We start from the raw sequence: 15,677 nt of genomic DNA on the forward strand, positions 1-15,677 counted from the left end.
AACTTTTGTTTAAATATAAGCAAAGCCCTAAAGGCTCAATTCTATATCCATAACTTTTAATTATTCATTTTAAAAATACTGATAACATCAGACCAGATGATAATAGAAAGTATATACAGGAATAAGACCGGACCATTGTTAAATTAGGATTCAAAACTTCTTCAGCATTTCATACTGTGTAATACTGGCCTTTAGACCTAGCGCCTTGAGAAAACTTATACTTTTGAAAGCTTTAGAATCAACATTAATTATTGAGAGATCCTTATCTGTTCTTTTATATAATTCCTGGAAAAGCAGGGTTCCTATTCCCTGATTGCGAAATTCGTTCTTCACTGCAAACTGTGATATCCTAGAGGTAATAGGGCTATAAATTATATAGGCCACGGGTTCTTCATTCTTTTCAACGGTTATGATCTTTAGATCGGCTCCTGAGCGTTCAATGGCTTCCCAGGAATTTTGCCAGGAAGGAGTCCAGTCACAAAAATCTTTGGAATTAACTGAACCTATAGAATCTGGTTCATTAAGGGTAAAAGACTCCGGCAGCCCGCTTGTTTCTTTAGAAACAGCACCTTTAAAACAAATAAGTTTCCGGGTCTGTTCAAAATCTAAACTTTCGTAGACCTTTATGGCTCCGCTATTAGAAGAAATTACCTCCAGTACAGATTGCTCTAATTTCACATCTTTCAGAATAGGAAGAATGTATTCGTAAAGTCTCTTAGTGATTTGATTACCTCGCATGGATGGGATGACTCCTGTACCTCCATTGTAAGCAGTAGCTTTGCCATTAAACTTTCCTTCTCCATGAAGAATAAAACCAATCAACTCATCATTTATGAAGGCACCGGCTGAGATTTCCAGGTTTACCCCGTCGTTTTTCATCTTCTTTGCCAGTTGTTCTTCCGAAAGTTGAAGAGGAATCATATAATCTGAAAAAGACCTGTTAAAGGCTTGTGCCAGGTCGCATAATGGGATACCTTTTAAAAGTCTAAATTCTATGGACATAAGTGTCTTTTTAGAAGCTATAAGTATAATATTTCTGCAAAGAAAGAGAATATTATATTCAATATTATCAATTCAATTGGCTATAATTGACCGATGAAAAAACGCTACTGGATCATTCTGTTCATTCTGGCTGGAATCATAATTGGTTATTTCTCCGGCCCCGTTCCTCGAAAACCTGACTTTTCCACGAAACTTCCAGAATTGCCGTCAGACCTTGGAAAACTGGAGGCCTATATCCAGGAAAAGGAAGATTCTTTCAGTATTAGAAAGGATAATGAAGCCAGGATTATCTGGGCTAATGAAGAAGCAGTAGTAACCGAATACAGCGTGGTTTATCTTCACGGATTTGCCGGAAGTTATCGTGATGGTTACCCTGTGAACGTCAATATCGCCGATACTCTTAAAGCTAATCTATTTCTTGCACGGTGGGCCGGTCATGGCTTAAGGCCCAGTGCCGCGTTAAAAAACTTCTCTGCCGAAAATGCCTGGCAATCGGCGAAGGAGGCGTTGGCGATAGGGGAGAAGCTTGGGAAAAAGGTGATAATTATGAGCACTTCAACCGGGGGTACACTGGCCCTTAAGCTTGCTGCTGTTTACCCGGACCGGGTGTTTGCATTAATAAATCTTTCGCCAAATATCGAAGATGATGTGCCCGGGACTTTTGTACTGGAATCGCCGTGGGGATATGAGATAGCCAATTTGATCTCCTTTGGCGAAAGTAAAAAGATTAACCACGATGAACCTATAGCCGTACAGTATTGGGATACGGTATATCCTTCAAAAGCTCTCGTAGATTTGCAAGTTTTGGTTGGTAATACCATGCTACCTCAAACTTTTCAGAAAATCAGCTGTCCCGTGCTTACATTATATTATCATAAGAATTTTTTACAGGAAGATCAGCATGTAGAAGTGAGTGAGTATAACGAGGCTCATAAGTTGTTTAAAACACCGCATTCTCTGGTGGAACTCAAACCTCTGGAAACGCCAAAAACCCATTTTATAGGAAGTGATATCAAATCAAAGGACACTGATATTGTAGAAAAGGAGATCGTTGATTTTTTGCGAGGAAAATTGGATATAACTCTTTCCCCTGAAAATTAATCCAGCACTCAATCCTTAAATATTCCTTTGTTGAGAAATTCGGCGTAGCCCATGGAAGATCCAATATTAAAAACGGTATTACCCAGGATATCATTGAGCAATTCTGAATCCACTTTCAACTCTTTTTCTCCAAACCATTCCAGTCCGAATGTAAACCAGGTTCTATTATTTATCGTTATTCGTGTGTATTCAATCTGGCAACCATAGTCGATCTGCCTGTCAATGGGGAGCAAGTCTATTTTTCCATTAGTCTCTTCCTTGAGTTTAAGTCCCATTCGTTCTTTTTTGACTTCCAGCCAGTCATATCGTTTTTCATGTATGATCTGCCTGGTTAAAAGATCATCTGATGGAGTTGAAAAGCTCCATTTTGTATATCTTTCAAAATAACCCTGAGTATTCTTACTGAATTGACCTTTTTCAGGTTCAGCTATCCTGTGTTTTATCTCAATATTTCCCTCTCTTAATTTTATTCCAATATCCTCCTTACCGGGAAGGGGAAGATAAAAGTCTGTTCTGGTTGCTGCATTATTGAAATCAATTTTCTTCTGACTGAACCAGATACTTATCACCTTGTCTTCATTTTTAGTGAACCACCTTATCTCTTTACTGCTGAACATCTTTGATTTTTCAAATTATAAACAGGAATGTCATTACCACTAAAGCGGACATTAATCTAAATTTAATAAAAACCGTGTTTTCTATCTCTTCAAAATTCAAGAGATTTTGTAGAGGCAAATGCTATTATCTTATTCAAAAAAAACCTTACTTTTGTTGCAATCTACAAATAGTCTTATGAGCCGGAAAGTACTATTGGACTCTAACCAACTTAACATCATTCTACATCGTTTGGCTTGCCAGTTAGTTGAAAAACACACTGATTTTAAAGAAACTGTCCTTATTGGTATTCAACCAAGAGGGATTTTTCTGGCCAATCGTATTGAAAAAATACTCCAGGAAGAATATGATCTAAAAGATATCAAAACAGGTCAGCTTGATATCACCTTTTACCGTGATGATTTTAGAAGAGGAGAGAAGCCACTAGAGGCGAACAAGACGAGGATAGATTTTATAGTAGAAGATAAGCGTGTAGTGTTTATCGATGATGTGCTTTATACCGGTCGTAGTATCCGGGCGGCTTTAACTGCAATTCAATCTTTCGGAAGGCCTCGTGAAATTGAGTTATTGAGTTTGATAGACCGGCGTTTTAGCAGGCATTTACCAATTCAGCCAGATTATAATGGGACACAGGTAGATGCGATTAATGAAGAAAAAGTAAAGGTAAGCTGGAAGGAGAATGATGGAGAAGATGCCGTTTACCTTGTTTCAAAATAGATAAAAAATGAGCAGCGAATTAAGTGTGAACCACTTACTTGGAATCAAATACCTGAAGCGGGAGGATATTGATCTTATCTTCAAAACAGCCGATCATTTTAAAGAAGTTATTAACCGTCCCATCAAAAAAGTTCCTTCACTCAGGGATATAACCATAGCCAATCTCTTTTTTGAGAACAGCACGAGAACCCGGCTTTCCTTTGAACTTGCTGAGAAACGTCTTAGTGCCGATGTGATCAATTTTTCTGCGGCTTCGTCTTCTGTTAAGAAAGGAGAGACACTTATAGATACCGTAAATAACATTCTTTCCATGAAGGTAGATATGGTAGTGATGCGCCATCCTAATCCCGGAGCGGGAATCTTTCTTTCCAAACATGTTAAGGCAAGTATCATTAATGCTGGAGATGGAGCTCACGAACATCCAACCCAGGCATTGCTGGACTCTTATTCCATCAGGGAAAGACTGGGAGAGGTAAAGGGAAAAAAAATAGTCATAGTGGGAGATATTCTTCATAGCAGGGTAGCTCTTTCCAATATTTTCGCTTTAAAACTTCAGGGAGCTGAAGTAAAAGTGTGCGGACCTAAAACCTTATTGCCAAAATATATTGAGTCTTTAGGAGTAGAAGTAGAAACCAATCTAAGAGCTGCTTTGGAGTGGTGTGATGTAGCCAATATGCTTAGGGTTCAGAACGAACGGATGGATATTAGTTATTTTCCAAGCACACGCGAATACATTAAACAGTTCGGACTAAATAAAAAACTTCTTGAAAGCCTGGATAAGGAAGTCATTATTATGCATCCCGGGCCTATAAATCGCGGGGTGGAGATCACCAGTGATGTAGCCGATTCTGATAATGCCATAATTCTGGATCAGGTTCAAAATGGTGTGGCTGTACGAATGGCTGTGATCTATCTTTTAGCTTCCAGGATTAAACAATAACCTACTTTCTTTAATTGAAAACAGGTTTTTGTTAACTTTAAAAGCTTAAAACAGATATTAAAGATGAAAATTGCCAGAAAAGAAAATTATCTTCTTATTGAGAATGACGGCGCTTCCTTAACTGATTTTTCATCAGATATTACCAAACATCATGATGATTTTAAAGATGAGAATGTTGTGGTAGATCTGCTGCATCATGAAAATATCGAGAATAAAAGTCTGTTAGGTTTTTTGGAAATATCCAATTATCACAGAACTCAGAATAAGAGCTTCGTAATCTTGCAAAATACGGTGGGTATTGATGAACTACCAGATGAACTAATTGTGGTTCCTACACTTCAGGAAGCTGAAGATATGATACAGATGGATGAAATCCAGAGGGATCTAGGGTTTTAAACTCTAAGAATTATTCTCTTCAATCGAAAAAACTTTTCAATGAAAGTTACCATTCTGGGTTGTTATGCTGCTACTCCACGGAGCTTCACCAATCCCACCTCACAGGTGCTGGAAGTGAACAATCATCTTTTCCTCATAGATTGCGGAGAAGGTACTCAGGTACAGCTTCGAAAGAACAGGATCAAATTTTCCAGAATAAAGCATATTTTCATTTCCCATCTGCACGGCGATCATTTTTACGGTCTTGTAGGACTTGTGTCTACATTCCGCTTACTGAATCGGGAAACTGAATTGCATATCTATGGACCTAAAGGGATAAAGGAGATCATTACCCTTCAGTTGAAACTCGCTAACTCATGGACCAACTATCCTCTTATTTTTCATGAGCTTACTTCCAAAGAACCACAACTTCTATTTGAGGATACTAAGATAAGTGTAAGTACTATTCCGCTTAAACATAGGGTTTACACCAACGGTTTCCTTTTTCGTGAAAAAGAGGGGGACCGTAAACTACTGATTAATGAAGCGGTAAAATATAATATTGATAAGACCCTGTATAAAAGCCTGAAAAAGGGAAAGGATGTTGTTTCTGAGGACGGAAAGCTTATTGCGAACCACCTTGTTACTGCCGATCCACCACCACCCAGATCATATGCCTTTTGCAGCGATACTGTGTACGATGAGGATATAGTTCCTCTGGTAAAGAACGTTTCAGCCCTGTACCATGAATCTACTTTTCTCGAAGATGAGTTTGATCTGGCTTTTCCTACCAAACACTCTACCGCCAGGCAGGCAGCTACTATCGCAAAGCTTGCCGGGGTGAAGAAGCTTATCCTTGGCCATTATTCTACCAGATATGATGATATTGAGCTTTTCAGAACTGAGGCCGCCCCTATCTTTCCTGAAATTATTTTAGCCGATGACGGTAAAGAAATAACCGTTGAATAACACAATTTTCTTCTTTGTATTTTAGGTAGTTAATCGACTGTAAATGAATTATATGACTGTAAATTCTTACAGAAAATGTTAAAATTTCTGCATATTTAGTTTTTTATTAAGGTTTGAGTGTCTTTAGTCGATAAAATGTGTACATTTATCTTCCCTGAATCTAACATTTGAACCTATGAAGAAAATTACGTTAACAGGATTTATGTTAATTTTTTGTGCGGTGTTTCTTACGTCTTGTTCAAAAGATAATCTAGAAGATGAGGTAACTGCCTATAATCAGGTCGTAACAAAAAAAGCTGAATATCAATATACGGCGATGGAGGTAGAGGTGCTTGAAGACTTAAATATATATCGGAAAGCTCTTGGATTAAATGAACTAAAACCTCTTGCCGAACTGTCACTGGAATCTGAAGATCATAATGAGTATATGATTGCGAAAGGTTCTGTAAGTCACGAGAACTTCTCGCAAAGAGCTTCTTACTTGATGAATGAGGTTGGAGCACAGACTGTTAGCGAAAATGTAGCATTTGGTTACAGAACAGCTGATGCTGTTGTAAATGCCTGGTTAAAGAGTAAAGGCCATAAGGAGAACATTGAAGGTAGTCATACCCACTTTGGAATTTCCGTAAGGCAGGATGCAGATGGAAAGAATTATTTCACGAATATCTTTATAAAAAAATAAACCGCAAGTTTTGTTTTCCCCCCAAATCTAAAAAAGGGTTCAGGCTAGAGGCTGGCCCTTTTTTTTTATTCCTTAGCAAAAAAGAATCCTGTGACCAGACTCGTGAACTAAATTTTAAAGGTTAATGGTTATCTTAAGTATTTGTTATTATTCTATTCTTGGCCTTATTTCAATGCCTGGACGACAATAAGATGTAAGAGTATAACAGATTAATATATAGTACTCTATCTAATGTGGAAAGTATTTACAGGCATTTACGGAGGAGTTCCAAAAAAGAATATTACTAGAGGGAGTATACATTGAAGGTTCCACCTTATAAATAATAAAAAATCCCACCTGAGAGTGGGATTTTTTTCGGGGAATCTTACTGATTCCTGTTTAGTATTGGGGGTATCTCATCAATATACATTCTTTGAAAATCCGGTTCGTTCATTTCACCCTGATCAATTGGTTTAAACTTTTGGGCGTTCTTATAAGCCGACTCATCCTGTTTTGCTTGAGCTCGTCCTAGAATAACATTCAACGCCATTTGCAACATAGGCTCATCGGGATCTCCCAGGGTACCCATATCTCCGAGGTTTTCTATATATTTTATAACCGGATTTAGTCCGTTAATATAATCGGTTTTACCCTGTGAATTTAGAGATTTAAACACCAGAGGTTGCAGGGCATACGTATGATTTTCATTGATATTATTTTTTGTATAATCAGGGCTGTCATAAAGGGTAACGGATGCCTGGAATTTGCCGGTAGTGGTTTCTCCAATCTGCACTACATCTATATAAGGGGCCAGTCCGTTTATAACTAGTTCACTGGCCGAAGCAGTGGCACTCGTGGTAAGTATATAGACCTTTGAAAGTTTAAGACTATTGATTGTTTCACCGGTCCTGATCCTTGAATCAAAACGGTTAATAAGCTTTTCAGGATCTGTAGATTCAAAGTGCTGCTGGTATTTGTCATTCCATCTTTCTTTCATAAAAACTTCACCTTCATATTGCCCGGTGATCATACTCGCCAGATCTACTGCAGAGTTTACAGAACCACCTCCATTATATCGCAGATCCAGAACCAGTTCAGAAATTCCTTGCGCTTTCAAATCCCCGAAAGCGGTATTGAGTTCATCATCAAAGTCTCTTATAAAACTATTGTACATAAGGTAACCTATCTTTTTACCTTCAACCTCCAGTACTTTTGAAATATATACCGGATTGGAAGTATAAGGATCATCTGTTAGCGTTACCGTTTGCTCAGTCATTTGGATTTTTCCATTTTCGATCTTTCCAATATTGATAGTCATTGGATTGGCATCCAGCAAACTTTCATAATTATTGAGGCTTAGCTTCTGTCCGTTTACCTCTGTAAAAATAGTCCCACGGCTCAATCCGGCCTTTTCTGCTGAGGTTCCGGGTAAAATATACTGTAGGTAACCAAAGACATTATTTGTTCCATCTATTCTGCCTAACCCGTATTTTATACCCGTACTGCCGCTTACTCCATTAAAACGATCCTCCAGGCTCTCGTAATCATCAGCAAGGAAGCTAAACCTATCTTCATTATAGGTCAATGTATTGAATAGTTCTTGAGGAGAACTGAAATTATCGAGATAACTGAATTTCTGATCCTCGCTCGAAAAATAGTCATCAGCGAGCGTAGGTACTTCACTTTTATACAGGTAAATTTCGTTTAGCCCATTATAAATAAAGTCCTCCACTTCAAGATCTTCGTTTGTACTGGTTTGGGTTTGTTCTACTGTAGCTTCAGAATTGTTACTCTCAAAATTGGTTTCTTCTTTTTCACAGGAACCAAAAAGCATGGGCAGCACAGCTAGGCTAATCAACATAATCTTCTTCATTGTGAATGGTTTTCGGGATATACAATCTTTATGAACTATAGGTTTCAATTTTTTCATAGCTTTTACTTATAATTCATGAATTATGCCAAAAACCGAATGATTATAATATTGTTAAAGCCGAATGATCTTTAACATAATGATTTGATAAAAACCAGCGAAAAATCGGGAAGAAGAGGTTTTTAATAGAATTTAGGATTTGAACCGTAGTATTTAGACCTCTTTAAGATTTGGGTTTAATGGGTAAGATTGGAAATATATAAAATGGAAAAAGGTTCAGGCTAGAGGCTGAACCTTTTTCTCTTACAATCGATTTGTTGGGGTCGATTTTGATGTGAACTTTAGAAAAGTAATTCTGTTTTCTCAAACCCCGTAACCGATCTCTTAACTAAAATGTTGGGACATTAAGATAACAGAAAGAGGTTATCTGAAAACCTGTGATGATACCGGGATTAACCGGTGCCAGTCAGAGGGGTTACAGGTTATTCAGACTACCTCTTTCCTTCAGGTTAGTTAGAAATTTATTTCATTTTTACTACACTAAACATAGACCTTCTGTTCAGCTGATGGTCCTTTTCTGTACAACGGTCACAGTCTATTGCAGGTTTGGTTTCTCCGTATCCTTTATATTCCACGATCCTTTCAGGAGCTATACCTTTTGAAATTAAGTAATCATAGGTGGATTTCGCACGTCTTTCGGCCAGCTTTTCATTATATGCATTGCTTCCACGTCGGTCTGTGTGGGACCCGATCTCTATTACGAGATCCGGATATTCGTTCTGCATAAGATCAACCAGTTTATCCAGTTCCTTTGCCGCATCGGGACGGATATTTGATTTGTCAAAATCAAAATAAATATTGTCTATTTCAGCAAGGTATTCAACATCAGTTACAGGCTGCAGCTGGATATCATATACCAATTCGTCTTTATCATCTGTATTGCTGGTGTTTATTTGTCCTTCAAAGGTTTCATATTCTATTTCCTTAGCTTCTACAGGGAAAGTCTTATCCCTTGATATCTCGGTTTCATAATTTCCATCAGTATCAGTTTCCAGAAAAGCGATCTGTTCATTATCCTGATTCATGATCCTTACGGTAGCCTGGGCAATAGGATTTCCGTTCACCGCATCGGTCACCTGTCCTTTCAGAATAAGTGGATTCATTTTATTGAAAACATAAATGTCATCACTCCCTCCTCCACGATTGGTGGAGATATAACCTTCTCTTGAATCGGCTACCTGGAAGTAGGCAAAATCGTCCATACTACTGTTTACCGGTTCTCCTACATTTTCCACCTGGTTTTCTTCATTTAAACGAAAGATGTCGAAAAGTCCGACTCCTGCATGTCCATTTGAAGAGAAATACAGAGTACCATCTGTATCCATAAACGGGAAATTCTCATCAAACTCCGTATTAACAGGTTCTCCAAGATTTTCAGGAGTTCCAAAGTTTCCATTTTCATCAAGGCTTACCTTATAGATATCAGTTCCGCCAATTCCATTAGGCATATCTGAAGTGAAATATAGCGTCTTGCCATCAGAAGAAATAGAAGGGTGGCCAACCGAATATTCATTGCTGTTAAATGGTAGTTCCTGAACATTGGTCCACTGATTACCAGATTTTGTAGCTGAATATAATTTAAGATGGTTGGTCTTCTCTTTATCTCTTTTTCCTTCTTTATTATTGATGTAATTGTTTCGGGTAAAATATATGGTATTCCCATCCGGACTAATCACGGCGGGTCCGTCATGCAATTTGGTATTGATATCTCCGGCAATGGCACTAATGGTTCCTGAAACCCTGTCCATTACGTAAATATCAAGGAAAGGTTCTCCATTCCAGCTATAGGTTTTCTCTTTTACATCTACACCTTCAGCTCTTGCCGAAACGAAGTATAGATTTTCATCTTTTACAAATACACCAAAATCACTCACGTCCGAGTTAAAGTCGGAAGGCTGTAGTTTATAACTTGCCATGCTTTTAAACTCCGTCTTGTTCAGCATGGTTTCAATCTCATCTGACCGGTTACCGCTTTCCAGGTATCGTTTTAACCATGTCCTGGATTCGTCATAACGCTTCACCGCACGTAAGGCCTGGGCATATTTGTAATAATACTCAGGAGAAACTGTAGTGTCTTCAATGATATCGCCATAATAATGCACCGCATTTTCCGGGCTTCTTAGCATCATATAGGCATCTCCCAGTTTCTGGCTGTTCCTAACTACATTGTATTCATTTTCTATAAGCTCCTTGTAAACGTCTGTCGCTTCTAGATAGGCAAAGTCGTTATACAGCCTATCTGCCTTTTTTTGTTTACCGCTCTGGGCTTGCGTAGCAATGGAGCAGGAAAGGAGTATCAAAAATATATAGTAAACGTTTTTCATAATATACAGGCTTTTAGGTTAAAAGAAACGGGGTGATTTATACCTGGTGTTTTTAAATCTGAATTCATAGATCAACAGGACCTCATGGGAACCTGAAGTATATGGTCTGATATCTGAGATAGGATACTCATAGGCATAACCGGCACGAAAGCCGTCAAACAACTGAACATCCAGGAAACCTCCTATGGCATCATCCACACGGTAGCTGGCTCCTAAAAAGAATTTTTCATTAAAGATGGCTGCTGCCGTAAAATCTACCGACAGAGGAGCTCCGCTAGTTGCTTTTACCAGAGTGGTAGGCCTAAGTTTTACATTATCGCTAAGGTCGAAAACGTATCCGGCGGTAAGATAATAATGAACCTGTTCAAGAGCCAGATATTCACTGAACTCATTATTGTCATTATTGATCAGTTTAGGAGCAGATCCTCCTATATACCAGTTTTGAGACGACAAATAAAAACCTAGCCCGAAATTTGGCGTCCACCTGTTTAACTGGTCCTGAAAAAATGGGTCGTCAAGAACATCAGGCTCTGTGAACAGTTCATCTTCCAAATTATAATAGCTCATTCCGGCTTTTAAACCCAGACGTAAGGTTACGTCATCACTTAGGTCAAGGCGATATGAGAAATCTCCATATGCATAGGTATAATTTTCGTATCCCGCATTGTCATTGATGACAGAAAGTCCCAATCCAACCTTATCGTTGCTCAAAGGTGAGTGAATAGACAGGGTTTGGGTAGTTGGAGCCCCTTCAAAATCGGCCCACTGGCTTCTATGTAAGCCAACGGCTGAAAAGCCATCTCTACTTCCCGCATAGGCAGGATTAATTGAGATCGTGTTATACATGTATTGTGTAAACTGAGGGAGCTGTTGCGAAAATCCTGGGGCTGCAACAAATAAAATCAATATGATTAAATATACTTTTTTCATGGTTTCCCTTTTTTATTTAGTTCCTAAGTAGATGTATCCGGTGATTGGTTTAAAGTCAGAATTTCTAACTTCAACTATATAATAGTAGGTGCCGGCCGGTAGGTTGTCTGAGCCTCCAAAGGTTGATCCCTGTGCGGAACCATTCCAATCCCGAGGTTGATAATTCCTTTTACTGAAAATCTCATTTCCCCAACGGTTAAATATCTTGACATCATAGGTGAAGTTACATTCTATATCAACCCCATCCTGTTCTTCACCTATCTTGAAGTAATCATTTCTAGAATCTCCATTAGGCGTGATTACTTTTGAAATACTGTTTCGCACATCATCGATAGAACAGCTTAAGACTACACAGTCATCGTTTATTGAGACGGTAACGTTAGTGCTTGATGGACAATTACCTTCCAGTTCATAAGTGAAAGTGTAGGTGCCCAATGCCATTAAAGAAGGATCGATAAATCCGTTGTCAAGGGCTCCGGTATTATCCGTATCAACCCAGGTTCCTGATTCATCCACGTCTCCGATCAATAATTCAAAGAGATCGAATACTGAATCTTCAACACAAAGGTCCGGATCGGCTGCTACCTGAATAACATCTGCTACAGGTTCGTCAATCGTTATTGTTGCTGCAGTTGAAACCTGTCCAAATTCATCTCTTGCGGTTACTTGATAAATACCAGGAGCAAGATCAGCAAATACTCCACTTTCCTGATAGTTTTCACCATCAATGCTATAAGTCAATCCTTCTGCAGTCTCCACAGTAATAGTTCCAGTTGGCTGAGTACAAGTAGCTGTCGTTGTCACAGTAGCTGTTGGTGTTGCCGGTGGATTTGGTAAAGCTTCCTCTTCTATTGTTACAGTGAAAGTACATGAAGTTGAATTTCCTGCCGCATCGGTCGCCGTATAGGTTACAGTGGTGGTACCAATTGGGAATTCTTCTCCAGAAGCAAGACCTTCGGTAAGCGCTACTGTGGTACCCTCACAATTATCTGTAGTGGTGATTGCAGCATATTCTATAACAACTGAAGTTGTTCCATTTTCAACCGTCATTTCTATATTTTCAGGACAGCTTATAGCCGGCGCTTCATTATCAATTACAGTAACAGTAAAGCTGCTGGATGCTGTGTTTCCGGAAGTATCCGTAACGGTATAGGTAACTGTGGTTTCTCCTACAGGGAATTCTGATCCGGAATCAAGTCCTTCGGTAAGCACTACGCTCTCTACACCACAGTTATCTGTAGCTCCGGGAGCATTAAAGTTTACAATTGCTCCACAGATGCCTGCATCAGTATTCACTGTGATATTATCCATATTATCAATCTGCGGCCCTTCATCATCATTCACTGTTACGGTAAAGCTACAGGTAGCGGTATTACCGGCTGTATCAGTAGCGGTAAATGTTACCGTAGTAGTTCCCACCGGGAATTCCGCTCCGGAAGCAGGACCGACAGTTTGGGTTACTGTTACATCTCCAGAATTGTCCAAGCCTGCTGGAGTTTCAAATTCCACAACTGCACTACATACCCCTGCGTCAACACCCTGAGTAATATTTGACGGACATTCCAGAGTTGGATCCTCATTATCTTCAATAGTAACAGTAAAGCTACAATCTGTAGTATTTCCGGAAGCATCGGTCGCAGTAAATGTTACTGTAGTAGTTCCTATCGGAAATTGTGACCCTGAAACAGGACCGGCAGTTTGTTCAACGCTTACTTCACAATTATCTGTAGCGGTTGCATCTGCAAATTCTACAATAGCATATGATTCACCGGTAACTGTAGTTGCGGTAATGTTTTCAGGACAGGAAACCTCAGGTGCTTCGTTATCTTCTACGGTCACTGTAAAACTGCTTGTTGAAGTATTTCCCGAGCTATCGGTTACAGTATATGTTACTGTAGTTGTTCCAATAGGGAATTCAGATCCTGAAATAAGACCTTCAGTTACTTCTACAGAAGCAAGTTCACAATTATCAGTAGCTCCAACAACTCCGAATTCCACTACTGCACCACAAACACCAGGATCGCTATCAACAGTAATATTGCTCATTGTTTCTACCACAGGAGCCTGATCGTCTACAACAGTTACTAGCTGAGTACAGCTTGTACTATTTCCTGCCTTATCTATCACGGTCCATGTAACGGTAGTGTCACCCAGTTCGAATACTTCGGGAGCATCGTTGGTTATCTCCAGGTCAGCGTCACAATTATCGGTTACTGTTGGCATACCCAGTTCAACCTGAGAAGCTGAACAGATTCCTGTATCAGCAGATACGGTTACATCTTGAGGACATGTAATTACAGGAGCCTCATTATCTGTAACATATACAATTTGTTCACACTGGCTAGTATTACCTGAGCCATCAGTGATTGTCCATGTAACGGTTGTTTGGCCTAAACTGAATACTTCAGGAGCATCATTGGTTATTGTTAATTCTTCAGGACAATTATCGGTGGCCATGGGCATACCCAGGTCCACATTAGAAGCTGTACAAACTCCTTCATCTGAAGAAATGTTTAATTCTTGAGCACATTCTGTAATTACGGGAGCATTAGCATCCTCAATAAAACTCACTGTTACTTTCGTTTCATCAGAACATCCGTTTTCAGTGTCGGTTACCAGGACTGAATAAATTCCAGCTTCAGCAACTTCAATGGTAGCAGTTTCTGCACCCGTATTCCATAGATAAGAAGCGGTTCCATTTACAGTTGAGCTGCTGGCATCTAGAATAATGGAAGTGTTATTACAATCCAGATCTTCGTTACCAGTGATTGAAGCTTGAACAGATAGGATATCCTGAGTTACAATTACTGAAGTAGAGGCAGAACATCCATTGTCACTATCGGTTACTGTTACATAATAAGTACCAGGCTCAGTTACTTCTAGAATAGTACCGGTTCCTATTACTGATGGATCTGTATCTTTTGTCCATTCATAAGAAGCATCCCCTTTTACACTGGATTCACCTGCATCAAGAATAATGCTGGTAGTAGTACAGCTAAGCTCTTCGTTTCCTTGGATATCGGCCGTAGGCGCATCAGTATCCTGTGTTACACTTACTGAAGTAGAAGCGGAACAGCCATTATCGCTATCGGTTACTGTCACATTATAAGTACCTGGTTCAGTTACTTCTAGAGTAGTACCAGTTCCAATTACAGTTGGATCAGTATCTTTAGTCCATTCGTAAGACGCATTTTCTTTTACGCTGGATCCACTAGCATCAAGAATAATGCTTGTAGTTGTACAGGTTAGTTCTTCGTTTCCTTGAATATCGGCAGTTGGTGCATCGATATCCTGGGTTACGTCTACAGAAGTAGAAGCAGTACAGCCATTATCGCTATCAGTTACTGTTACATTATAAGTGCCAGGTTCAGTTACTTCTAGAGTATTCCCGGTTCCAATTACAGTTGGATCTGTATCTTTTGTCCATTCATATGAAGCATCCCCTTTTACACTGGATCCACTAGCATCAAGAGTAATGCTTGTAGTTATACAGGTTAGTTCTCCATTTCCTTGGATATCAGCTGTCGGTGTATCGATATCCTGGGTGACAGTTACAGTTTTTTTGTTTGAACATCCATTATCACTATCGGTAACTACTACACTATAATTACCTGGTTCGGTTACCTCTAAAGTAGTTCCGGTTCCGATTATAGTAGCATCGTCATTCATAGTCCATTCATAGGAAGCATCTCCCTGGGTTGTAGAACTGCTGGCATCAAGAATAATGGCAGTTATGTTACAGGTTAGTTCTTCATTTCCCGTAATATTAGCCTGAGCTGAAAGATTATCCTGAGTTACCTCTACGGTATCGGTACCGAAACATCCGTTATCGGCATCGGTTACGGTAAGGGTATAGATCCCAATGGCATCCACGCTTGGACTCTGCAAGTCGGAGGTGAATCCGTCAGGTCCACTCCATGCATAGCTAAGATTAGCGTTGTTATTGGCTGAAGTAGCCGACCCGTCCAATGTGATCGAAGTAATGGTACAGCTTAGTTCCTTATTGTCTCCTGCTTCTGCTACTGGAGCAGTGATATCCTGAGTTACCTCTACGGTATCGGTACCGAAACATCCGTTATCGGCATCGGTTACGGTAAGGGTATAGATACCGAT

General features: G+C 39.5%; 12 protein-coding genes. 6 read left to right on the forward strand and 6 right to left on the reverse strand.

Going from position 1 to position 15,677, the window contains the following annotated elements; translation table 11 throughout:
- Positions 1 to 150: 150 nt before the first annotated feature.
- Complete coding sequence (locus EZJ28_RS15340) at positions 151 to 1,002, reverse strand: GNAT family N-acetyltransferase (RefSeq protein WP_131399478.1); 852 nt, start codon at positions 1,000 to 1,002, stop codon at positions 151 to 153.
- Between the two features lie 93 nt (positions 1,003 to 1,095).
- On the opposite strand from EZJ28_RS15340, the gene EZJ28_RS15345 reads away from it, so the two are divergent.
- The gene (locus tag EZJ28_RS15345) at positions 1,096 to 2,103 is read left to right on the forward strand and encodes a carboxylesterase (RefSeq protein ID WP_131399480.1); all 1,008 of its coding nucleotides are present in this window, start codon (positions 1,096 to 1,098) and stop codon (positions 2,101 to 2,103) included.
- 8 nt (positions 2,104 to 2,111) lie between these two features.
- On the opposite strand, the gene EZJ28_RS15350 is transcribed toward EZJ28_RS15345, so the two are convergent.
- A complete protein-coding gene (locus tag EZJ28_RS15350) occupies positions 2,112 to 2,720 on the reverse strand; it encodes a hypothetical protein (RefSeq protein ID WP_131399482.1) in 609 nt (202 codons plus the stop codon).
- Positions 2,721 to 2,895: 175 nt separating this feature from the next.
- On the opposite strand from EZJ28_RS15350, the gene pyrR reads away from it, so the two are divergent.
- From pyrR to EZJ28_RS15375, 5 genes are all read left to right on the forward strand, one after another.
- On the forward strand, positions 2,896 to 3,435 hold the full coding sequence (pyrR, locus tag EZJ28_RS15355; protein ID WP_131399484.1) for a bifunctional pyr operon transcriptional regulator/uracil phosphoribosyltransferase PyrR: 540 nt from the start codon (positions 2,896 to 2,898) through the stop codon (positions 3,433 to 3,435).
- Positions 3,436 to 3,442: 7 nt separating this feature from the next.
- On the forward strand, positions 3,443 to 4,375 hold the full coding sequence (locus tag EZJ28_RS15360) for an aspartate carbamoyltransferase catalytic subunit (RefSeq protein WP_131399486.1): 933 nt from the start codon (positions 3,443 to 3,445) through the stop codon (positions 4,373 to 4,375).
- A 63-nt stretch (positions 4,376 to 4,438) separates the two neighbouring features.
- Entirely contained in the window at positions 4,439 to 4,771 is a 333-nt protein-coding gene (locus EZJ28_RS15365; protein WP_131399488.1) for a ribonuclease Z, read from the forward strand.
- 39 nt (positions 4,772 to 4,810) lie between these two features.
- On the forward strand, positions 4,811 to 5,719 hold the full coding sequence (locus EZJ28_RS15370) for a ribonuclease Z (RefSeq protein WP_131399490.1): 909 nt from the start codon (positions 4,811 to 4,813) through the stop codon (positions 5,717 to 5,719).
- A gap of 175 nt (positions 5,720 to 5,894) precedes the next feature.
- On the forward strand, positions 5,895 to 6,401 hold the full coding sequence (locus tag EZJ28_RS15375; RefSeq protein ID WP_131399492.1) for a CAP domain-containing protein: 507 nt from the start codon (positions 5,895 to 5,897) through the stop codon (positions 6,399 to 6,401).
- A gap of 364 nt (positions 6,402 to 6,765) precedes the next feature.
- Here the strand turns inward: EZJ28_RS15375 and EZJ28_RS15380 are convergent, their stop codons facing one another.
- The 4 genes from EZJ28_RS15380 to EZJ28_RS15395 all read right to left on the reverse strand — a co-directional run.
- Positions 6,766 to 8,253, reverse strand: coding sequence for a S41 family peptidase (locus EZJ28_RS15380; protein ID WP_131399494.1), 1,488 nt, complete (start codon positions 8,251 to 8,253; stop codon positions 6,766 to 6,768).
- A gap of 518 nt (positions 8,254 to 8,771) precedes the next feature.
- Positions 8,772 to 10,634: an OmpA family protein gene (locus EZJ28_RS15385; protein WP_131399496.1), complete on the reverse strand. Its 1,863-nt coding sequence runs from the start codon at positions 10,632 to 10,634 to the stop codon at positions 8,772 to 8,774.
- Positions 10,635 to 10,652: 18 nt separating this feature from the next.
- Positions 10,653 to 11,564 carry a type IX secretion system membrane protein PorP/SprF gene (locus EZJ28_RS15390; RefSeq protein ID WP_131399498.1) on the reverse strand — a complete coding sequence of 304 codons (912 nt, stop codon included), beginning with the start codon at positions 11,562 to 11,564 and terminating at the stop codon, positions 10,653 to 10,655.
- 12 nt (positions 11,565 to 11,576) lie between these two features.
- Positions 11,577 to 15,677 (reverse strand): HYR domain-containing protein (locus EZJ28_RS15395; protein ID WP_131399500.1); only part of this gene is annotated, 4,101 nt, incomplete at its 5' end.

The organism is Gramella sp. KN1008, from assembly GCF_004332155.1.
Classification (GTDB): domain Bacteria; phylum Bacteroidota; class Bacteroidia; order Flavobacteriales; family Flavobacteriaceae; genus Christiangramia.